This is a genomic window from Botrimarina mediterranea (genome assembly GCF_007753265.1).
Classification (GTDB): domain Bacteria; phylum Planctomycetota; class Planctomycetia; order Pirellulales; family Lacipirellulaceae; genus Botrimarina; species Botrimarina mediterranea.
The window spans coordinates 5,442,831-5,464,079 of record NZ_CP036349.1; the positions used below are offsets into that span (position 1 = coordinate 5,442,831).

The 21,249-nt window shown below is 62.0% G+C and carries 15 protein-coding genes; 9 read left to right on the forward strand and 6 right to left on the reverse strand.

Annotated elements, in window-relative coordinates; translation table 11 throughout:
* Positions 1-693 precede the first annotated feature (693 nt).
* The 6 genes from Spa11_RS20890 to Spa11_RS23680 all read left to right on the forward strand — a co-directional run bounded on the left by Spa11_RS20890 (position 694) and on the right by Spa11_RS23680 (position 8,463).
* Entirely contained in the window at positions 694-1,665 is a 972-nt protein-coding gene (locus Spa11_RS20890) for a DUF1559 domain-containing protein (RefSeq protein ID WP_145117092.1), read from the forward strand.
* Positions 1,665-5,798 (forward strand): cobaltochelatase subunit CobN, encoded by a 4,134-nt coding sequence (locus tag Spa11_RS20895; protein WP_145116451.1) that lies wholly within the window; start codon positions 1,665-1,667, stop codon positions 5,796-5,798. Before Spa11_RS20890 ends, Spa11_RS20895 begins: the two co-directional genes overlap by 1 nt.
* Entirely contained in the window at positions 5,799-6,410 is a 612-nt protein-coding gene (locus Spa11_RS20900) for a MotA/TolQ/ExbB proton channel family protein (protein WP_145116453.1), read from the forward strand.
* A complete protein-coding gene (locus Spa11_RS20905) occupies positions 6,403-6,765 on the forward strand; it encodes a DUF2149 domain-containing protein (protein WP_197529561.1) in 363 nt (120 codons plus the stop codon). Before Spa11_RS20900 ends, Spa11_RS20905 begins: the two co-directional genes overlap by 8 nt.
* A 268-nt stretch (positions 6,766-7,033) precedes the next feature.
* Positions 7,034-8,140 carry a TolC family protein gene (locus Spa11_RS23675; RefSeq protein WP_197529562.1) on the forward strand — a complete coding sequence of 369 codons (1,107 nt, stop codon included), beginning with the start codon at positions 7,034-7,036 and terminating at the stop codon, positions 8,138-8,140.
* Positions 8,137-8,463, forward strand: coding sequence for a TolC family protein (locus Spa11_RS23680; protein ID WP_391503295.1), 327 nt, complete (start codon positions 8,137-8,139; stop codon positions 8,461-8,463). The genes Spa11_RS23675 and Spa11_RS23680 overlap by 4 nt, the downstream gene beginning before the upstream one ends.
* A 14-nt stretch (positions 8,464-8,477) precedes the next feature.
* Here Spa11_RS23680 and Spa11_RS20915 read toward each other — a convergent pair whose 3' ends face one another.
* From Spa11_RS20915 to Spa11_RS20935, 5 genes are all read right to left on the reverse strand, one after another.
* Positions 8,478-11,597, reverse strand: coding sequence for an efflux RND transporter permease subunit (locus Spa11_RS20915; RefSeq protein WP_145116458.1), 3,120 nt, complete (start codon positions 11,595-11,597; stop codon positions 8,478-8,480).
* A 3-nt stretch (positions 11,598-11,600) separates the two neighbouring features.
* On the reverse strand, positions 11,601-13,082 hold the full coding sequence (locus tag Spa11_RS20920; RefSeq protein WP_231933060.1) for an efflux RND transporter periplasmic adaptor subunit: 1,482 nt from the start codon (positions 13,080-13,082) through the stop codon (positions 11,601-11,603).
* A gap of 189 nt (positions 13,083-13,271) precedes the next feature.
* Entirely contained in the window at positions 13,272-13,718 is a 447-nt protein-coding gene (locus Spa11_RS20925) for a hypothetical protein (RefSeq protein WP_145116463.1), read from the reverse strand.
* Between the two features lie 223 nt (positions 13,719-13,941).
* Positions 13,942-14,757 (reverse strand): methyltransferase family protein, encoded by an 816-nt coding sequence (locus tag Spa11_RS20930; protein ID WP_197529564.1) that lies wholly within the window; start codon positions 14,755-14,757, stop codon positions 13,942-13,944.
* 102 nt (positions 14,758-14,859) lie between these two features.
* Positions 14,860-15,537: a YceI family protein gene (locus Spa11_RS20935; RefSeq protein WP_197529565.1), complete on the reverse strand. Its 678-nt coding sequence runs from the start codon at positions 15,535-15,537 to the stop codon at positions 14,860-14,862.
* A 191-nt stretch (positions 15,538-15,728) separates the two neighbouring features.
* Between Spa11_RS20935 and Spa11_RS20940 the strand changes: the two genes are divergently transcribed.
* From Spa11_RS20940 to Spa11_RS20950, 3 genes are read left to right on the forward strand one after another with little or no spacing between them, the layout of a single operon-like run.
* Positions 15,729-16,406, forward strand: coding sequence for a methyltransferase domain-containing protein (locus Spa11_RS20940; RefSeq protein ID WP_197529566.1), 678 nt, complete (start codon positions 15,729-15,731; stop codon positions 16,404-16,406).
* Entirely contained in the window at positions 16,393-17,580 is a 1,188-nt protein-coding gene (locus Spa11_RS20945) for an NAD(P)/FAD-dependent oxidoreductase (RefSeq protein WP_145116473.1), read from the forward strand. Before Spa11_RS20940 ends, Spa11_RS20945 begins: the two co-directional genes overlap by 14 nt.
* Complete coding sequence (locus Spa11_RS20950) at positions 17,577-18,662, forward strand: type III polyketide synthase (RefSeq protein ID WP_145116475.1); 1,086 nt, start codon at positions 17,577-17,579, stop codon at positions 18,660-18,662. Before Spa11_RS20945 ends, Spa11_RS20950 begins: the two co-directional genes overlap by 4 nt.
* A 77-nt stretch (positions 18,663-18,739) precedes the next feature.
* Here Spa11_RS20950 and Spa11_RS20955 read toward each other — a convergent pair whose 3' ends face one another.
* Entirely contained in the window at positions 18,740-21,163 is a 2,424-nt protein-coding gene (locus tag Spa11_RS20955; protein ID WP_145116477.1) for a glycosyltransferase, read from the reverse strand.
* Positions 21,164-21,249: the final 86 nt, after the last annotated feature.

Here is a 21,249-nt window from a genome sequence, read left to right on the forward strand (position 1 = left end):
TCATCTAGGCGAGTGAGGCCCTTCTTCGCGGGTCAACTCATAGCAACGATTTACGGCTAACTGTGTGCCATTAGCGTATACGTCCTCAGCAGTTCGGATTCGGGCCGAAAACGCCAGCCTGATTAGGTTGTTCCATGCGACGACGCGAGAATAATTGCTCGATTGTCATGTCAAGGTATCGGTCCGTTTTGGAAATGTGAGGTATTTGGCCAGCTCAGGCATCTCAGGTCCATCACCTGAAAATATGAGGATGGCATAGGCGGCGCGACCCAATTGCCAGGAGGTCGATCGAGACTGTCTCGAAAAGGAATTATCCGCATGCTGATCGTCGACTGCGTGGCATCGAGTGGTAAGACCGATTCGACATCTGGCGTCAGGATGCTCAACTCCGTGTCTGTTCATCCGACACCAGCGTCGCTCGGCGCGTCACCTCGCCGTTTAATCGACGGTCATTTTTTCCCGCTTCCTGACGTATCTCTCGCCTTACCTAGTCCGAGCCGTTACGGCATGCGACTTGCGATGAGGCGCTGCCTCGACATCTAGCGCACCCTGTCCCCTTCAATCGACCGGTGGAAGAGCTGAGCCATCGAACGTGGCTCACACTCGCTGGGGAGGCAGTGACATTGCGTATTCGCACGCACAGCTTCCGTGCGAGCCAACTTCACTTACGACAAGGCGTTTTGGAAATCAAGAATGGCAACGAAGAAGGGATTCACGCTCGTTGAACTGCTTGTGGTGATCGCCATCATCGGGATCCTCGTCGCGCTCTTGCTGCCCGCCGTGCAGGCGGCCCGTGAGTCGGCCCGGAGATCGCAGTGCACCAACAACGTCCGGCAGATGGGCCTGGCGCTGCAGATGTACCACGACACCCACAAACACTTTCCGCCGGGTCACGACGAGACGGGCGTCGATGGCCCTTCTTACCGCCATCAACTGAGTTGGCTGACGCTTTGCCTCCCCTTCTTGGAGGAGCGGGCGATCGCCGACATGATCACTCCCGACCTGATCGACCCGGCGACAAACGCCCACACCAACGTGAAACTGGTCGAGGCTGGGCGGAACGTGATCCCGACCTTCACCTGCCCGAGCGATCCGATCTCGCCTTACGAGGTCGCCGGCGTGCCGCGTGACAGCGCTCAAACGCTCTACTTCGCTCCGACGAACTACCTCGGCAACCAGGGGATTGTCTGCGAGTGTCGCACGAAGGTTTGCAGCGGCATATTCGGGCACGACACGAAGTTCAAGATGTCGCAGATCACCGACGGGACTTCCCACACGATCGCGGTCGGGGAGTCGCTCAAGGGTGACCTCGATCCCAGCACCCTGACAGACAATTACATCTATCTCGCCGGGTCGGGGAACGCGAACGACATCAGTACCTGCGTAGGCGGTGACCCCAACACGGCCGATCGCGCAACGGTTTGGATCGGCGGCCAACCCCACCTGAACATGTTCAGCACCTCGCGTCCGCCGAACGATCCCCGCACCGACTGCAAGGCGCCGAGCAACGGCTGCACGAACTTCGCCGCTCGCAGCGCGCATCCCGGCGGGGCCATGCTCGCGTTCGCTGACGGCTCGGTGCGGTTTGTTTCAGACTCCATTGACGAGACAACGATGCAGGCGCTCGGCACACGGGCGGCAGGCGACATCCCGGGCGACTATTGATGAGCTTTCTTACGGTATTGGTGTCGCAAGCACGCCGCGGCTATCTTGTGGCAGCGGCCGTGTTGTCGCTTGTCGCTTGTGTGGCTGCGCAAGAGGTCGCCCCGGCTGGTGATGATGCGCCCCGTTTGGCGTTTGTCGGCTTGCACGGCGGGGTCTTCGACCAGCTCAAGACGCTCGAGACGGAGACCGGCATGGAGCTGGACTACCTGCGTGACGATGATATCGCCGCCGGTAGGGTCGATCTTTCGCCTTACCGGATCGTGTTCTTCCAGCACACCCGCGAAGAGGACCGCGAGCAGTACCGCACGATGATCGAGGCGGGACGCAAGGCGAACCCTGCGCTCCGCATCTTCTCAATCTCCGGGCTCGCCGAGGACGCCGTCCCCGAGTTGGCGCGCGGCGGCGTGATCGAGCACGACGACAGGCTGAGCGCGTACTACGGCTCGTCCACCGAAAACCTACGGAGGATGTTGAGATACATCTGGTCGGAGCTGTTGGGGAATGGCGGCGAGGTTCCGCTGCCCGAGGAGGTGGGCGCCGTCGAGGGGCTCTACTACCCCGGCCACGAAGGGATGTTCCCCGACGCCGCCTCCTTCCTGCGCTGGGCCAAGGAGAACGGCAAACCCGTCGATGCAACCCAGCGAGCGATGATCGCGGTCCACACAACGCATCTCGTATTCCAACAGCCGAAGGTCGTTGACGCCCTGGTGCGATCGCTCGAGGAGAAGGGCGTGCTTGCCGTAGGGGTCATCGACGGCGGCCCCGAGTATGAGGCGGCGCTGCGCGAATTCGGGCCGCACTGCGTCATTCATACCTGCCACAGCCGCGAGAGCGTCGCATTGCGGGCCGAGTTGGGCGTGCCCCACCTGCACTCGATCTTCTTCCGCAAGCAGTCGATCGATGACTGGCGAACCGGCCTCGAAGGCCTCGCTTCGAGCGAGATGGCCTTTCATGTGATCGGGCAAGAACTCCTCGGCGCCATCGAGCCACAGATCGGCGCCGGCACCGAGCAAGGGGGCGGCAGCAGCGAAGCCTTTCTGCCGATCGCGGAGCGTATAGATCACCTGACGGATCGTGCGTTCGCCTGGATGCGGCTATCGACGACGCCAGAGGCCGACAAGAAGATTGCGTTCGTGTACTACGACCGTGAGATGGGCAAGGCCGAGCTGATGCGGGGCAGCGCGACGGGGATGTTCATGAACGGGCCGCGCAGTCTCGTCGGTGTCTTGAAGCGGATGCAATCGGAAGGCTATCGGTTGACCGACGTGCCGAAGGACGAAGACGAGCTGGTTGGATGGATGATGGAACGGGGCCGGCAGATCGGCATCTGGGCGCCCGGAGTGCTCGATCAGCTAGCGAGATCGGGCGACGCCGTTCTTGTCCCGCTGACGCAATATGAAGACTGGTTCGCCAAACGCGTTCCCGAACCGCTTCGTCAAGAGGTGATCGACCGGTGGGGCGAGCCGCCAGGCGAATTCTTGGTTTGGCACGGAGACGATGGGAAGCCCTGCATCGTCATCCCGCGGATCGACCTCGGCGGCGTCATCCTGCTCCCTCAACCCTTGCGAGGCGAGGCCCAGGACACTTCGCTGGTGCACGACAAACTCGTCCCGCCGCCGCACAACTACCTAGCGACTTACTTTTGGCTCGAAGAATCGTTCGGCGCCGACGCGCTGGTGCATTTCGGCACTCACGGGACCGAGTTCATGCTCCCGGGCAAGCCGGTGGGTCTCTCCGACCACGATTGGCCCGACATCGTGCTGGGGACGACGCCGAACATCAATCCGTGGATTCTCAACAACCTCGGTGAGTCCTCACCTACGCGTCGCCGCGCTTACGCCGTGCTGATCGACCATCTGGTTCCGCCCAGCGTCAACGCGGAACTCTCCGATGAACTAGCAAACCTGCACAACGACATCGACCACTGGATCGTACTCGGCGAGGGCGCGCTCAAGGAGAAGTTCCGCCGCTCGATCAGCGAGCAGGTCAAGCAAGAGAATCTCGACAAAGATGTCGGCCTCGACTTAGCCGGCGGCCGACTGCTGACGCCTGCCGAGATTGAGCAGGTCCTCACGTATCTGCACGACGTTCACAACGAGACGACCCCCGTCAGCCTGCACGTCTTTGGCGAGACGCCGCGTGACGACCTCCTCGTCCCCTACCTGACGACTTGCCTGGGTAAGGCGTACCTCAACGCGCTGGACGAGGTGGTCGATGTCCCGCCGGGTGAGGCCCTAACGCCGGGCGACAGTCTGAAATATCTGCGACGCGTCGGCGAAGAGATCGTCTCGCTGGTTGTCAGCAAGGGCCTATCGCCAGCCGAGGCCTTGGCGGCAACTATCCAGCGCGACGCCTCGGCCGACACCCCAGAGCCGCTTGCGAAGTCACTTGCCCTCGCGGGACGCTTGGCAAAAGGTTTCGCCCGCACCGGGGAGGAGATCGATAACCTGCTCGCCGCGCTTGACGGCAAGTTCATTCCTCCTGGCCCCGGGGGCGGACCCGACCGCAACGCCGCGGCCCTGCCGACGGGGCGGAACCTTTACGTCATGAACCCGGAAGAGGTGCCCACGAAGCCCTCTTGGGAGCTCGGCTGCGAGTTGGTGGATCAACTCCTTGCGCAGAAGCTCGAGCAGACCGGGCGCTACCCCGAGAAGATCGGCTTCACGCTTAACTCCTTCGCTACCTTCCAAGATTACGGAGTAATGGAGTCGCAGATCCTGCGGCTCATCGGCGTGCGTCCTGTCTGGGACGATCAAAACCTCGTGGTCGATGTCGAACTGGTTCCCGCGGATGAACTCGGCAGGCCACGGATCGATGTCTTCATTGCGGGCCAGAGTTATTACCGGGACATGTTGCCGACGAGGATGCGGCTGCTAGATAAGGCGATCCGGCTGGTCGCCCAGACCGAAGAGCCGGACAACTGGGTCTGGCGCAACAGCGAGCAGACGCGGCAAGACCTCGAAGCGGCGGGCGTCGAGGCCGAACGGGCAGGCCGACTCTCACGGGCGAGGATCTTTGGTCATCCGCTCGGGCAGTACGGCAGCGCCGGGTACTACTACCTGGTCGAGAAGAGCGGCGAGTGGGACACCCGCGAGGATCTCATGGAGGTCTACCTCGGCCAGTCGCGCTACGTGTACACCGAGGGGCTATGGGGTGACAACGCTCCCGAGGCATACGACCGCTCGATCCAGGGGACGGAGATCGTTCTCCGTAGTTGGTCCGACCGGACGCGCAGTCCGCTCTCCAATAAATACGATTGGTATCATGGCGGAAGCCTCTGTATGGCCGTTAAGCATCTCACCGGCGTCGAGCCCGAATACTACCTCTCCGATGTCCGGGACCCCGATTCGGCCGGCATGATCGCGGCCGAGGAGGCGCTGCGGCGTGAATACCGGGTGCGGCTCTTCAACCGCAAATGGATCGAAGGGATGATGCGCGAGGGCTACGCGGGCGCCGATCAGGTGGCTGTGCATGTCTCCAACACGATGGGCTGGAAGATCATGCGGCCCGACAGCGTCTCCGATGACATTTGGGAAGAGATCGTCGAGATCTACGTGCGAGATAGCAAGAGCTTGGCGATTCGCGAGTGGTTCGAGGCCGAGAACCCCTATGCGTTTCAAGATATGACCGAGGTGCTTCTCGAGAGCATCCGGAAAGGCTACTGGAGGCCCGGCGACGAGGTTGTCCGAGAAATCGCGGTCGCTTACGCCGAATCCGTCGCTCGCCACGGCGAGGGCGGCGGCTTGCGTGGCGGCGGCAATGTCAAACTCGAGAAGTTCGTCCGCGACGCATTGTCTGCTCCAGGCGACGCCGCCGTGAGCGAGTTGGTTGCGGCCTACGACGCACGACTCAATGAGTCGGCCAGCGCTGGCGCCGCTTCATCTCTCCCGACCAACACGGCGCAATCAACCGCGGGCGAGTCGTCAGAAGCAGCGCGGTCGGACGTTGCTGAGGGGCCCGAGAAAGAAGAAGTCACGGGACGGCAACTAGTCGATACGGCAGCGGAAGCGACGCCCCCTAAAGAGGAATCGAGAAGTTACCTATGGCTGCTAGGACTAGTGATCGCAGCCACCCTGGTCGTCGTCGGCTATGCTTCACGGCAGCTTCCCACGAAGCGCGAGGAGCAGCCGTAAATGGAGGAGCTCGCCGAACTAGTTTATCAACTCGCGACCGCGATGCTCGCGCCAGTGCTTGTGGCGCTCGTCCTGCTGTTCGGTTGGTCGCTCTTTACCCTCGGCTCGTTGCTGGGTGAGTGGCGGGGCCGCCTACAGTTGGCCGATGCTTGGCAGCGTGTTATTACCGAGGGCCGCCAAACGGCGCCGAGGGGAGGCACTCCCGCTTTCAACGGCCTGCAAAGAGACTTCGCCGCAGCGATCCAGAGGGGATCGGATCCCGAGAAGACGCTCGCTGGCTTGGAGGTAAACGCCTCGGGCCGTCTTGCATGGATGAGCTTTGGCGTGCGAACAGGCCCGCTCCTCGGGCTCATGGGGACACTCATCCCCATGGGGCCTGCGCTAGTCGGACTTTCCGCCGGTGATATCGAAGCGATGGCCGGTAACCTCGTTATCGTCTTCAGCACAACGGTCGTCGGCGTCTTTATCGGCGGCCTCAGCTACACCATGTTGCTGATAAGACGGCAGTGGTACGCCCGCGACCTTGTCGACATCGAGTTTGCTCTCGGGCGTCCAATGGTGCGCAATCAGGACGATTCGGCGTATGCGTGCGAGGAAGAAAGCTGTGCGTAGCCGAAATTCAGGTTCTCACCGCCGCCTGCTCTCCGGACATGACGACGATCCGTTGGGCGGCGTCGCCAACCTCTTTGACGTCGCCATGGTGTTCGCCGTGGCGATCCTGCTCGTTCTGCTCTCTCGGGCGCCAATGGTCGGGGCGCTCTCGGCTAGCGATAGCGCTACGGTGCTCAAGAATCCGAATGAGCCGGACATGGAGATTATCGTCCGCGACGGCGAGCGGTTAGAACACTACCGCGTCAGCGAGAACGAGCTGCAGGGAAGTGGCGAGCGTCTGGGCGTCGCCTACCGGCTCGAGAACGGCGAAGTTGTTTATGTACCCAACGTAGCAACGAAGTCGTCGAAGCGTTGACAACTAGTAGCAGCTTCCCGACCAAGCTCTTGACGCGTGGGTTTATCGCAGGTTCGTCGCTACCTTCGCTAGCAGACGACTCGACTCGTTGTGCGCTGCCGGTCAGGCAAAGCGTCGCGGCGGTACGCCCCGCAGAATCGCGCCAATCGCGACGGCATCGCTCCGCGAATCTGCCGACTCTAGTGACACGGTGGCTTCAAAGTCCCTCCGTCGCTGCATTGTCGGCGGATGTGGGCCTGATGTCTGCCGTCCTTGCGAGAGACTCGGTATGCGACGCTACAAGTCCACTGCTGGCGCCTTGCTCATCGCGACGTGCGTGGGTTGCGCTGCGGTTGCGCCCTCGTCGCCAGTGGACGCGACTCCGTCCGCAACCGTTGACCTTGCATCCAGCACCTCGGCGACAGGCAGTGCAAAGGAGCAGCCAGCAATCGTGCAGGTCGCGGCCTACGCACCGGCTACGACCCAAGGCGAAGAGTCAACCGCTGCGGCGATGACGCTAGAGGACCTTGAGTCGATAGCGCTCGCGCACAACCCGGCGATCAAAGAGCTGGTGGCGACGACACAGAAGGCCGCGGGCTACCGGGCTCAGGTGATCGCGAGGCCCAACCCCCGCGTCGGCTACCAGGGTCAGCAACTCGCGGACGAAGGGACCGACCAACACCTCGCCTTCGTCGAGCAAGAGTTCGTCACCGGCGACAAGCTCGAGCTTAATCACCGCGTGCTCAACGCCACCGTTTGCGCTCAGCTGCAAGAGCTCGAGGCGCAGCGGCTACGCGTCACGACCGATACTCGCATCCGCTTCTACGAGGCGCTTGCGATTCAGCGACATTTGGAGTTAATCGACGACTTCACGATCGTCGCGGAAAAGGGCTTTGAGCTCGCCAAGCAGCGGAAGAAGGCGGGGGAAGGCTCGCAGATCGATACGCTTCAGGCGAGCATCCAGAAGAGCGAGGTCCGGCTCTCGAGGCGTAAAGCGACCGCACGGCTGGCGGCGACGTGGCGTAAGATCGCGGCCCTCGCCGGTCAGCCCAATATGGCGCAGCCGCCGCTCGCGGGGACTTTGCCGACGGAGACGCCGGCGATGGAGTGGAGTTCTCTTGCCGACACGGTCATCGCATCGAGCCCCGAGTACGCCGCGGCGCGGGCCCGCGTCTCTCGCGCCCGTGCGGCCGTCGAGAGACAACTCGCTCAGCAGACGCCAAACCTCGCCGTGCAGATGGGGGCGGGTGTCGATAACGGCACGGACTCGGGGATGCTCAACGTCCAAGTGGGCGTGCCGATCCCGCTCTACAATAAGAACCGCGGCAACATCGCCGCGCCCGGGCCGAGGTCTGTCGCGCGATCTACGGGGCGGAGCGTATCGAGAACAGCGTGAGAGAGCGCCTCGCCGTCGTGTCGCAAGAATACGAGATGGCTGTCGCTGCAATGGAGCAATACGCATCGGAGATTCTCCCCAGCGCTAGCTCGTCGATGGACCTCGCCGAGAAGGCGTACCAGTCGGGGGAGGCCGATTTCGTGCAGATCTTGATCGCGCGCAAGACTTTCTACGACTCAAACGTGCAGTACATCAACGCGCAGGCCCAACTCGCCATCGCCCAGGCGAAGATCGAAGGAGTGCTCCTCACCGGCGGCCTCGACGCGGTGCGTGACGACAGCGGCGACGACAGCTTGCGTGGGCAAGCCTTGAGTCAGCAGTAAGTCGGCTCCCTAGCTCAGTGCTCGAACTCCGTCATGTCAACGGGTTCAGGAGACGTCTCGGCGGGCTCGAACCAGCGGTAGATCGTTGGCAGCACCAGCAACGTCAAGGCGGTGGACGTCACTAGCCCACCGATCACGACCGTAGCGAGCGGTCGCTGCACTTCCGCCCCTGAGCTTCCTGAGATCGCCATGGGGATAAACCCAAGGGCGCCGCAGGACGCCGTCATGAGCACCGGCCGCAATCGGTCCATGGCGCCATTGACGACGGCGTCGCGTTGATTGTCGCCGGCGTGACGCAAATGACGGACGTGCTCGATCAGCACGACACCATTCATCACCGCGATGCCGAACAGGGCGATGAATCCGACGCCCGCCGAGATCGAGAAGGGCATCTCGCGGAGCCAGAGGAACAGGATGCCACCCGTCGCCGCGATTGGGACGTTCAGATAGATCAGCAGCGCGAGCTTCACCGAGTTGAAGGTCATGTATAGCAGCGCGAAGATCAGGAACATCGCGACGGGCACGGCGATCGCGAGCCGTTTGCTAGCCTCTTGTAAGTTCTCAAACTGTCCGCCCCATCGCAGCGTGTAGCCGGCCGGCAATTGCACGTCGCTTTCGACGACTCGCTGCGCCTCGGCGACGAAACCCGCCAAGTCACGACCCCGCACGTTGCACTGCACGAGAAGTCGACGACGGATTGCGTCGCGGCTGATCTCGACCGGCCCGTCCTCGACCGTGATGTCGGCGAGCTGTGACAAGGGGATCAGCCTCCCCTGGGGGTCTTCGATACGTAGGTCGGAAAGCCTTTGCGCATCCGTCCGCCAGTCGGGCGCCAGCCGTACTTGGAGCGGGAAGCGCCTCTGGCCTTCAAACACCTGACCGATAGGAAAGCCACCGACCGTGGCGACCGCGTCAAGCACGGCCCGCGCGTTGACGCCGTTCCGTGCGAGGCTTTCCCTTCGCACCACGATTCGAAGGTACGGCAATCCGGCGATCTGCTGGGCTTGGACATCCGCGGCGCCGGGAACTTTGTTGAGGGCGACAACGATCTCGTCCCCTTTGCGTTTGAGTTCGTCGAGGTCGTCGCCATAGAGGCTGAGGCCGATATCAGAACGCACGCCGGCGACGAGTTCCTGCACACGTAACTCAATCGGCTGGGTGAAACTGAACGAGTTGCCGGGGACCTTCTCTTCAAGCGCCTGTTGCATCGTTTCGATGAGCCGAGGCTTAGTGACGCCCTCGGTCCAGGAGTCGGGGGAGTGCATCCGGACTAGCAGGTCGGTCTGGTACACGCCCATGGGATCGTTGGCGATTTCCGGGCGGCCGGTTTTCGAGACAACCGTCTCGACCTCGGGAAACTCTAGCAGGCAGCGTTCCATCGCTTTGGTCATCTCGATAGAAGTTTCGAGCGAGACGCTCGGTAGCCGAGTCGCCTGGATTGCGATGTCTCCCTCGTCGAGCTTGGGAACAAACTCGACGCCGAACTGCGTCGCTAGTCCGACGCTGACGAGGAACATGGCTACCGCGCCGCTAAGCATTGCGCCGGGACGGGCCATTGCGAAACTGAGCATGGGTTGGTACGCCGATTTGATCCAACGCACCAGGAAGGTCTCGTGTTCCTTGATCTGCCGGGCGAGGAACAGCGACGCCATGACGGGCATCACGGTGACGGAGATCACCAGCGCCGATGACAGAGTCGACATGAAGACGAACGCCATCGGGCGAAACATCTTCCCCTCCATCCCTTGGAGGCTGAGGATCGGGATGAAGACGATGATCACGATCAGCCCGGCGAAAAGGATCGGCTTGCCGACTTCTTTGGCCGACTCGCGATAGACGCCCAGAGGGACGTGGTCGCCGCCGTGGTCGCGTTGGTAGCGAGACGCGCGTCGCACGCAGTTCTCGATCATCACGACGGCGCCGTCAACAATCACGCCGAAGTCCACAGCGCCGAGGCTCATCAAGTTGGCCGAGACACCGGCGTACCGCATCGCGATCAGAGCGCACATCGCCGAGAGGGGTATCGCTGCAGCGACGATCAGCCCGGCGCGGATGTCACCGAGTAGTAGGAAAAGCATCACGACCACTAGCAGAACGCCGACGCCGATGTTCTCCGTAACGGTATGGATCGTCTTCTCGATCAGCTCGGTGCGATCGTAGAAGGTCTCGACGACGACGCCTTTCGGGAGCGACTTGCGGATTTCGGCTATCCGTCGCTTTACGTCCGCGACGACCTGTCGCGAATTACCCCCCATGATCATCATTACCATGCCGATTACAGCCTCGCGATCGCCGTCGCGGGTGACGGCGCCCTGGCGGAGCATCGGGGCGTAGCGGACCTCGGCGACATCGCGGATGAGGATCGGCGCGCCCTCGCGGCTGTCGAGGATGATGGCGCCAATGTCGTCGAGCGAGCTGACGAGCCCCTCACCGCGGATAAGCCGTTGCTCGGCGCCGTGCGTGATGTAGCCGCCGCCGGCGTTGCCGTTGTTTTCTTCGAGGGCGGTGAAGACATCTTTGAGCGAAATGCCATAGTTCTGCAGGCGTGCCGGATCGACCTGCACCTCGTAGGTCTTCAACTCGCCGCCAAAGGTGTTGACCTCGATCACGCCGGGGACGCTGCGGAGTTGGAAGGCGATCTGCCAGTCGAGAATCGTTCTCAGATCGCTGAGCGAGTGCGTAGCGCCCTCTTCGTTCCGTACCTCGAACTGATAAATCTCACTCATGCCCGTGGCGATCGGTCCGAGCTCGGGTGTGCCCATCCCCGGCGGGATATTCTCGCGAGCCTTGAGGAGCCGCTCGTTGACGAGGTTCCGCGCCCAGTAGATATCGACACTGTCCTTGAACGCGACGGTCACAGCACTCAGGCCGAAGCGGCTGATCGAGCGGATCTCCTCTACATCCGGGACGCCGCTCATGGCGTTCTCGACGGGAAACGTGATGAACTGTTCGACCTCTACCGGCCCGAGCGCAGGCGAGTTGGTGAGGATCTGCACCTGCACGTTTGTCAGGTCGGGGACGGCGTCTAGCGGCAGGGTGGACGCCGCGATAACGCCGCCACCCATCACGACCACCGCGAGGATCATGACAATGAAGCGGTTGTTGAGCGACCATTCGATGATGGGGTTGACCATGGCTTAGCCCTCCCCCATCTGGCTTTCGAGCATCTTTGACTTGAGGATGAATCCGCCCTCGACGACGACGGCGTTCCCCTCGTTAAGGCCTGCTTTAATCTGCACAACGGAACGGCTGCGGTCGCCGAGTACGACCTCCCGCGGCTCAAACTTGTCACCCGAGACATGGACGAAGACAAAATCTTTGCCTCCATGCTGCTGAATCGCCGAGGGAGGGATTCCGAGTTTTTTGTCGCCGGAATCGGCTTCGAACTCAATCGTGACAAACATCCCCGGCTTGAGGAGGTGCTCGTCGTTTTTGGCGATCGCGCGCATCGAGATGGTCCGCGTTGACTCGTCCATGATCTCGCCGGTGTAGAAAACCGTCGCGACAAAATCTTGGTCGGGCCACGCCTCATTGCATACACGGACCGGTTTGCCCGCGATGGCGGCTAGCAGCGGGACGTGCTGCTCGTAGATGTCAGCAGTAACCCAGACGGTGGAGAGGTCGGCGATGCTAAAGATCTGCGTATCGGGCCGCACCTGCTCCTTGAGAGTTACGTCTTTGGCGACCACCGTCCCGTCGAAGGGCGCTCGGATGGAGTAGTGAGAGACGGTTTCGCCCTGTTGCTCCGGGTCAATCGATGCGATGTCCTCCTCGTCGCAACCGAGGATCCGCAGGTTCGTCGTCGCGACGGCAACGCGGGTCGCCGCCTCTTTGACGGCTTGCGACGAGCTCAGCAGTGAGGTCTGCAACTCGTAGTCGATCTGTTCGATCCGGGCTTGGAACGTCGCTTGGTCCGAGCTCTTGCTCGACTGGGCTGCGTAGAGTTGCTTGGCGGAGATCGCTCCGGACTGTGCGGGGCCCTCCAGACGCTCGACGTCGGCTTCGGACTTTAAGAAGCCCGCGTACGCAAGCAGCAGGCGCTCGCGGTAGTCCCCCATGCTCCGATTACGGAAGCGGCCCTCGATGGCGTCGATTGATTCGCCGTTACGCAGCGCGTTGAGCAGCTCGCGCGCATTGTTGGCTACTCCTTCTTGCAGGTTCTGTTTGACGACAGCCATCTCGTGCTGCTGCCGCGCCTGGTAGAGCTCGAGCTTCGCCTTGCCGACTTCGCGGCTGTGGACGACGACGAGAAGATCGTTTGCCTTAACCACTTGGCCCAGACCAACGAGGACCTCATCAACAGTTCCTTCGACGAGGGGATAAATGTGGGCGACCTTGTCCTCGTTGAGTGACACCTTGCCGGTAAGCCGGATCGAAGTGGCAAGGGTCTGTAGCGACGCTCGCTCAAGCCGGATGCCGCAGGACTCCCACTGGCTGGTCGGCATTTCGACAACGCCCAGAGGGGACGAGTCGGCGCCCCGGCTGATGTCGTTCGCTGCTCGCGGTGGGTCGAGATTTTGCGGCGGAGATTTTGTCTCTGCTCTTGTAGACAACGAGATCACATAGGGGGTTGTAGCGGCGCCGGCAGCAGCCAGCAGCGAAACTACAACGTAGGGCATCCAAGGGCGCGAAGCGGCCTTCGCGCCGTGCGGGGCGCCGACTGCTTGGTTCATACAAATACCTGGGGAGGACGCGAGCCAATGCCCGCGGTCGCTGCCGCGCATCACGTCAGCCGATTAGGCCTAGCGAAGCGGCAAGCCGCCACGGGGGCGCACGGAGGCGTTAGAGAGGGGCCTGCGCTGAGAGAATCAGCAGGTCCAAACGCAGAAAAGTCGATGGAAGGTCAGCCCGCAGGGTTCGGGCCGATCGGCATCGTATTCGCTGTCGAGGCGCATTCGCCCCCGGTCGAGGACGACATCGCTTTCAAACCACGCCAGCAAAGGGACGAGCGTACGGGGAAGCAAGTCGTCCGCTGGAGCAAAGCGTCCCACGGTTCCTTCCTCCGCATCAAGCGGCGCCGCCTGCATGGGAGCGTCGAGTCCCGCCCACACGAAGAACCAATGACAGTGGGGTTCGTCGGGATCGACGGAAGACGGCTCCTGCGACTCGTGGTGGAGCGCTACATGCTCAGCAAGCAGACGCATGCTACTCGGCTGGCTCAAGTAGTCCAAATGCGTATGGACCACCGGCAGCGGAGCCGGCCAGCTAAGGAGCAGGACCAGTGCATAGTGCAGATAGGTCTTGGAACGCACCATGCTCTGCCGCAGACGAACGCTTCGAGGTGATAGGGGCTCTTCAGAGACGCCAATCAACTTTGCCAACCAATTACCATGTGTACTCTATACCGGACTGTCAGAATACCGTAGTGGCGAGGCCGCGGGGAGTCAATTTTGACCGCCGCCCAGCGGGATTCCGCAGCCAAGGCTTCGGCGTTTGGGGACGATTTGCCGTTGCTACTCGATCCTTGCGAGAGGCCTCTTAAGCCGCCATTTGGGTGTCCTCGACCAGCGAATGAGAATTGTCGTCTGGTCTTAGGCGTCTTCCGAGGGGGCCGTACACAATCAAGGGATAGCCCGGCACGCGGCGCTGGTAGTCGCGGTAGGCGTCTCCGACAAAGAACTCCAATCGACGATCCTTAAGCCAGCTCCCTACGAACAAGTAGACGGTCCAAATAACAGTCAGCACCGCGTGATCGAGGGTCATGGTAGGAGTAAACCAAACCAGTCCCATAAAGCTGAGGTAGACCGGATGGCGAACGAAACGATACGCACCACGCGGCTTGAACTCGCGGCGGGGCGCCGGTTTGCCGCGCACCCAAGCGAGCCACGGCGTGAGTCCCGTTTGATGGCCCATGCCCGTCAGGTGCAGGCTGTAGCAGAGCGCAAGCCACGATAGATAGAACGCGACTAGGCAAACGGTCTGGGTAACTCCCGTCGTCTTCCAAAGGATCGGTTCCACCGTTTGCCAGCACATGACGACCGCCAGTAGCGAGAGGCAAGACGCCGTCGTGTAGAACAAGCCGTAAAACGCCGGCGGGATCCATTGGGTGATCCCCCGACGAACACTGGGGTGCAGCAACGCGCTATGAGGAACCGCAAACTGCAACGCGAGCGCGGCATCAATGAGAAGCGAGCCGTCCGCTGTCGGGCCGGCGCCTTCCTTAAGGAACCAGAAGAGTCGCCAGACGGTGTAAGCGAACAGCAAGTGAACAGCGACTCCGACGGCGAGGCCCAGGGGGCGCCGGACGGTCCACAGTGTAAGAACGCGGTGCGGAATCGTGGTTGCGACTTCCATGTCGGCACTCGAAGCAGTTGGCGGGTTATTTCGCAACGATGCAGCCATGCTGCATGGCGCCGTTGCGGTAGGGACCTGGGTGAGCAGCAAACGCAACGTGTTCTACTGAGCGGCGCCGACGGAAGGAGCTACCCACAACTCGCCCCTCACGATCAATTCATCAGCCACACCCACGGCGCCCAGGGCCTTGGTGTAGGGCTTCATCCCGAAGTCGGTGTGCTTGAGCCTGAAAGCGCCGCGAACTCGGTTCCACCCGTTCTTGACATCGACCTCCGCCATGAACGTCACGGGACGCGTCTGCGATTGGAGAGTTAGATTGCCACTGATGCGATAACGCCTGACGCCGGACGGATCAGGCAGCGGGTCCTCGGTTGCTGAATCAATCACGAACCTCGCCGTCGGGAATGCGGCCACGTTGAGCACTTCCGTGCCCCGCATATTGGCGTTCACTTGCTGGCGAGTTGACTCCGAGCTGGTGCCCTCAAGCCCCACCGCTCGCCGGGCGGCGTCGGTATCCGCCACAAAGCTCGTCATGTCGAAGACCAGCTCACCGGCGTCGTGCGTCGCTCCGAGTAGCAGGCGACCTTGACTCAACGCGCCGATCACGCCGTGCTCGTGACCGAAGCCCGTCTTTCCTACGTGGACGAATACTTTGCTCGTGGGTAGGTAGAGGTCCCCGGCTTCGTAGGTTTCGCCAGGCGTGGCTGCTGTCCTGTCCTGCTGAATGGCAGGAACCTGGGCGGCGGCCGGCGCTGCTAGCAAGCAAGACAAGAGCAGCATCGGTACGATGGTGGGGAGCGACAGCCGTGTCATCCGAATCCCGGCGGTAACGAGGTCTGGGCGAGGTTTGGGGTAGTGCTTGGGGCCCGCAGGCCCATACTATTAAGCTTTTAGTAATTCGGTCTACCCCGAAAATCGCAGCGGGCGACCTACGAGTTTTGATGCTTGAACGACAACTACGACCCGAACTCATGGACGCCCCCGATCTCGACCCGATCGAGCATCAGGCGGCGCTGCGGGGGCTGCGCCGGATCAACCAAGTGAGCGGCGTCTCTCGGTGCGTGTGGAACGCCATCCGTCGGATCGCAGGCCGTCGCGGGCTATCGGAGTTCAGCGTCCTCGATGTCGCGTCAGGTGGCGGCGATTTGGTTAAGGAGCTGGCAAAACGCTCACGGCGTGCTGGAGTTCGCGCTTCCTTTGCCGGGTGCGATCTGAGCCCAACGGCCGTCCGACTCGCGAACGAATCGCGTAACTCGAGCGACGACATCGATTTCTTCGTTGCCGACGCCGTCAACGATCCCTTGCCGCAGCGCTACGACATCGTGATCTCGACGCTCTTCTTGCACCATCTGGACGAAGCGTCGTCGGTGCAGTTGCTGAGCAACCTCCGCGGTGCCGCGCGTCACGCAGTGCTGCTTGATGACCTTGAACGGTCTCACATGGGCCATTGGCTTGCGTGGGCTGGATGTCGAGTTCTGACAAGTTCACCGGTTGTTCACTATGACGGACCCGTGTCGGTGTTGGGCGCCTACACTGTCGAAGAGGCCCGCGGTCTCGCGGTGAAGTCTGGTCTCGATGGCGCAAGGATCACGCGGCACTGGCCTTATCGGTTCCTGATGGAGTGGGAGCGCCCTGATGAACAGCACTGATCGCAGGGCAGAAAGATTCGCTGCTGACCGTGTCCAAGCGCTCGTCATTGGGGCCGGGCCAGGCGGCGTGGTCGCGGCTAAATTGCTGGCCGACGCGGGAGTGCAAACGCTGCTTGTCGAGGCGAAACGCTTTCCCCGCGAGAAAGTCTGCGGGGGATGCCTCAACCAGCGAGCGGTAATGAACCTTCGCGCAGCGGGCTTCACCAAGGCGTTAGAGCGCTGCGGCGGGATCACCACCGATGGTCTTGAGTTGAGGACTGCTGGCCGATCACTCAGTCTCCGCATCCCTGGTGGTCTCGCCATTACGCGGCGAACGCTTGACGACCACCTAACTCAAGCGGCCGGCGCCGCAGGTGTCGAGGTTCGCTTCGGCACCAGCGCCACCGTGCTGCCCTCAGCCTCCGATGCGTTGCGACGCGTACAATTGACCGATGATCGCAGCCAGTCGATCGTGGTCGAAGCGGAGGTTGTCGTTGCCGCTGATGGACTTGGGGCGCCGTCGCTTGCGCGACTGCCGGAATTCAGGTCGGCTGTTCGGCCTGGGTCACTCGTTGGCGTCGGGGCTGTACTGCGGACGGGTGCGTCGCACACACTGACGCCGGGCGCCATCCACATGGCGATTGGTGAGCATGGCTATGTGGGCGCGGTTCGCTGTGAAGAGGGTAGCGTCAACTTAGCGGCAGCGTTCTCACCCGCCGCGATCTCGCGACGTGGCGTCATTCCACTCCTCGTTCGAGAGACTCTCGACCGGACGGGTATTGGACTACAAGACGACCTCACGCAAGCCGATTGGCGGGCAACGCGGCAGCTCACACGCTCGGCGGGTCGGCTCGCCGCACGACGACTCTTCGTCATCGGCGACGCCGGCGGTTACGTCGAACCATTTACCGGCGAAGGCATGGCCGCGGCGATTGAGGACGCGATCGTTGTAACGCCCTTTGTCATCCAGGCTGCCCGCGATTGGGACAACGCTTTGTCCGAGCGGTGGGAAACAGAGCAGCGCGGGCGCCAGCGCAACCGCCAGGCGGCGTGCCGAAAGCTGGCGTGGATGCTCCAGCGACCCTGGGCGACACGTCTCGGGTTGCGATTGGCGGCGACGTGGCCAACGCTGGGTCAGAAGATTGCGCAGCGCATCAGCGCCGTCGATACGAACGAACTCCAAGGGGTAGCATGACGGCAGTTGTCCAAGGTATCGGTGTTGCAAAGCCTGAGAGTTCTATTTCGCAGGAGGACGCCATTGATCGCTCATTGCAGTTTTGTGTGGCGACGGATCAGGGTCGGCGTCTGGCGCCAGCCATTTACGCCCGATCGGGCGTAAAGAAGCGACACAGCGTTTTACTAGAATCTTCTACGAACGGAGAACCCGCGCAGCAGTCCTTTTACTCGCTCCCCTCCTCGTCCCGGCCCTTTGGTCCCACCACAGGCGAGCGCATGGCCGCTTACCAGATGTCGGCCAGCGACCTCGCCGAGAAGGCGGCGCTTGCCGCGTTGGAGGAGTCGGCGATCCCTCGAGATCGCGTCTCGCACATCGTGTTGGTGACGTGCAGCGGTTTCGATGCGCCGGGGGTGGATGTCGCGCTAATTCAGCGTCTCGGCTTACGCCCCACCACTTCGCGCACGAGCGTTGGGTTCATGGGTTGTCATGGCGCCATCAATGGCATGCGTGTCGCCAAGGCTTATAGCGACGCCGACCCCGCCGCTGTTGTTCTACTGGTGGCGGTTGAGCTTTGCAGTTTGCACTACCAGTACGATTGGACCCCGGAACGGATCATCGCCAACGCCTTGTTCTCTGATGGCGCCGCGGCCGCGGTGATCTCCGCGGGTCCTTCCGATGGCCCCCGAATCGCCAGCACGTTCTCGGAGATCGTTCCCGATTCACAAGACGCTATGTCTTGGAAGATTGGCGATCACGGCTTCACGATGACACTCGCGCCGCGGGTGCCCGAGCTTATCGAATCGTCAACTCGCGCACCGATTGAACTGTGGCTGGCTGGAGAGGGATTGAGTCTAAGCGACGTCGCCGATTGGGCCGTGCATCCCGGTGGGCCGCGCATCCTCGACGCCGCAGGGACGGCGCTCGGGCTCTTGCCCGCTGATCTCGATGTCTCTCGGCAAGTGCTCGCCGAGTGCGGCAACATGTCGTCGCCAACGGTGCTATTTATACTAGGGCAGCAACGAAGAGCAGGCCGTCGAGGGCCTTGTGTCGTCCTCGGATTTGGGCCGGGGTTGGCTGTTGAAGCGGCGCTGTTGGTTTGACAGCCTGAGAACTCTCGCGTCCTCGACGGCAACCGTGAACGATAGCGACGGTCTCGAATCGGTTCGATCTGCCGTCGTCAGTATTGAGTTGGAGGTGTTGTCGGCCTACCGGCGACGGACGCCACCGATGTGAGTTCGTAAACCAAGCCACGTCCGCGCTGACCTAGGAGGCGTGACGTTGTCTCTACCGGCAGCCCGTCCGTAAAGTCGCTTAAGTGGTCATTGCTACGCATGACAAGAACGACTCGCCCGGATGTCTCCAGCGCTCCCGCGACCGTCAGGGTGTCGTTTCGATCGGTGTTCTTGATGTCCACTCGATCGAGGTAGAAAGGCGCTTCGGACCATTCGTGCGAGAGCGTTACGATTGGCGTTGAACTGCTTTTGAGTTCGGCGGAGGCGAGCGTCGAACCCGGGCCGAAAAGCGTGTGCTGGTAGGCATAGAGCGGAATCTCGCGGTGGGTGACCAGGACGCCGAGCGCCGACGCCATCGCCAGAGTTACTCCCCAGCCAACCGTTTGACTGTGGCAAGAGCGACGGAACCATAGGACGGCGACCCCTAGGACGCTCCAGCCAACGGCGAGTCCCGTCGCGGCCGTGAAGTTCTCACTGCCATCGATAGCGCAGAACATTGCAAACCCCACGCCGCCCATCGCGGTCATCAGCGTCGCGTTCCAGGGAGCAATCCGCTCCAGCCACTTAAGGTCGACGTTAGGCAGCGCTAGAACCCGTCGGTGAAGGTACTGACCCATCATCATCGCCAGCGCCGGAAACGCCGGCATGACATAAGACGGCAGCTTGCATCGCGATAGGGAGAAGAACAGGACGCACCACCCAGCCCACAGCACGAGGAACCCTAACTCGCGGGGACGGCTACGCCGGCACGCGGCGTCGCGGCTCCCCAGGTATCTTGCGAGCGAGATGCTGAGAAAGGACCACGGATGCCCCGCGATCAGTAGGACCGGCAGGAAATACCACACGGGCTGAGCATGAAAGGCGCCGCCAAACCGCGTGACGTTATGCTTGTAAAAGAATTCGTAAGCGAAGGAGGGCGCCTGCTCTGCAACCGCGACGAACCAAGGCGTCGCCATTGCGGCGACGACCGCGATAAGCAAAAGCCAATCGAAGAGACGCGGCCGCGAAACGCCCTGCGAGAGCGCCGCGTAGGCAAGCAGCGGCGGCGCGAAGAGGACCAGCGCGACGGGACCCTTGGCGAGGAAGGCCAGTCCGCACGCGAATGCCGCTAGTAGCCACCAGCCACGACGGAACGTCCCGCTCCGGATCGCCTCCATTCCCGAGCAAAGCGCGAGCGTCATCAACAGCATCAAGAGTCCGTCGATTAACAAGACACGGCTTGATCCGAGAAAGCCCACCGAGAGCAAGAGCACCAGCGTTGAGAGAAGCGCGGCTTCCGCACCGAACCATCGCCTAGCAAAGAAGAAAGTGAGGCATAGCGCGCCGAAGCACGAGGCGGCGTGCGGCAGGCGAGCGGCGAACTCTGAAACGCCTAGCAACGAATAGCTCGCCGCGGTCGCCCAGTACATCAGCGGCGGCTTGTCGTAGTAGGGTCGGAAGTTGAGTTGCGGCAGCACCCAGTTCCCGGTGACGACCATCTCTCGCGGGGTCTCGGCGTAGCGCGTCTCGTCGCGATCGATGAGAGGATACCCAAGGCCGCTGAACAGGACAGCCGCGGCAACCGCCAGCAACAGTGCGGCGGCCCACTCCGCTCGCCGCGTCGGCGCCCCGTCGTCGTGAGGCTGCCCAGCGAATTGCACCTGGTTCCACCAAAACCGGGACAGATCTCGCAACACCCCCGGGATATGCCACTGCGAAACAGTGCTCGTCCCTTCTTCGCGTGCGCGGTGGGTGACTCCGACTTCGACAATCGAGCAGCCTAGCTGCGACACGCGGGTGAGGATTTCCGAGTTGACGAGGAAACCGTCCGTGGTGATTTCCACCTGCTGGATCACCTCGCGATGAAACATCTTGAAAGCACAATCGATGTCGCGGACCTTCATTCCGAGCAGCGTCCGAGCCACCAAGTTGTAGCCGCGAGAGTAAAGCTTCCGCAGAGCGGTGTCCTGACGGTCGATCCGGTACCCGCAAACCACCGGATGGCTTTGAGCGAGCAGCACGAAGCGATCCAACTCACGCAAGTCGAACTGGTTATCGGCGTCGGTGAACGTGACGAGGTCCATTGTCGCGGCGGCGAATCCACTCCGCAGGGCGGCGCCGTAGCCGACATTAGTTTCGTGCCGGATCAGCCGCACATTCGGCACTGTCTCCGACAGTTGGAGCACAAGCTGAGCGGTCGCGTCGGTGCTGCCGTCATCGACAACGATGATCTCGTAGTCATCGGCAACCAGGCTCAAAGCCATGTCTGCTTCAGCTAGAGCCCGCGGAAGTGCTGCTTCTTCATTCCAAGCGGGTAGAACCAGCGAGATTGACATAAATCGCCTGTTATTGATTGCCGGCGCGTGAGTTCGACGTGGAAGGGGCGTCATCGCATCCTTGCGAGGGTTGTTGAACCGGCAGCTTCCCGCCGAGGCTTCCTGCCTCAGCCGCCGGACGTGTTACTAAAAAGTTAGTA

What these genes read in the sequence shown, in the direction of transcription:
- Spa11_RS20890 (WP_145117092.1), top strand. Translation starts at nt 694, where the DNA reads ATGGCAACGAAGAAGGGATTCACGCTCGTTGAACTGCTTGTGGTGATC.
- Spa11_RS20895 (WP_145116451.1), top strand. Translation starts at nt 1,665, where the DNA reads ATGAGCTTTCTTACGGTATTGGTGTCGCAAGCACGCCGCGGCTATCTT.
- Spa11_RS20900 (WP_145116453.1), top strand. Translation starts at nt 5,799, where the DNA reads ATGGAGGAGCTCGCCGAACTAGTTTATCAACTCGCGACCGCGATGCTC.
- Spa11_RS23675 (WP_197529562.1), top strand. Translation starts at nt 7,034, where the DNA reads ATGCGACGCTACAAGTCCACTGCTGGCGCCTTGCTCATCGCGACGTGC.
- Spa11_RS20915 (WP_145116458.1), bottom strand. Translation starts at nt 11,597, where the DNA reads ATGGTCAACCCCATCATCGAATGGTCGCTCAACAACCGCTTCATTGTC.
- Spa11_RS20920 (WP_231933060.1), bottom strand. Translation starts at nt 13,082, where the DNA reads ATGCCCTACGTTGTAGTTTCGCTGCTGGCTGCTGCCGGCGCCGCTACA.
- Spa11_RS20925 (WP_145116463.1), bottom strand. Translation starts at nt 13,718, where the DNA reads ATGGTGCGTTCCAAGACCTATCTGCACTATGCACTGGTCCTGCTCCTT.
- Spa11_RS20930 (WP_197529564.1), bottom strand. Translation starts at nt 14,757, where the DNA reads ATGGAAGTCGCAACCACGATTCCGCACCGCGTTCTTACACTGTGGACC.
- Spa11_RS20935 (WP_197529565.1), bottom strand. Translation starts at nt 15,537, where the DNA reads ATGCTGCTCTTGTCTTGCTTGCTAGCAGCGCCGGCCGCCGCCCAGGTT.
- Spa11_RS20940 (WP_197529566.1), top strand. Translation starts at nt 15,729, where the DNA reads ATGGACGCCCCCGATCTCGACCCGATCGAGCATCAGGCGGCGCTGCGG.
- Spa11_RS20945 (WP_145116473.1), top strand. Translation starts at nt 16,393, where the DNA reads ATGAACAGCACTGATCGCAGGGCAGAAAGATTCGCTGCTGACCGTGTC.
- Spa11_RS20950 (WP_145116475.1), top strand. Translation starts at nt 17,577, where the DNA reads ATGACGGCAGTTGTCCAAGGTATCGGTGTTGCAAAGCCTGAGAGTTCT.
- Spa11_RS20955 (WP_145116477.1), bottom strand. Translation starts at nt 21,163, where the DNA reads ATGACGCCCCTTCCACGTCGAACTCACGCGCCGGCAATCAATAACAGG.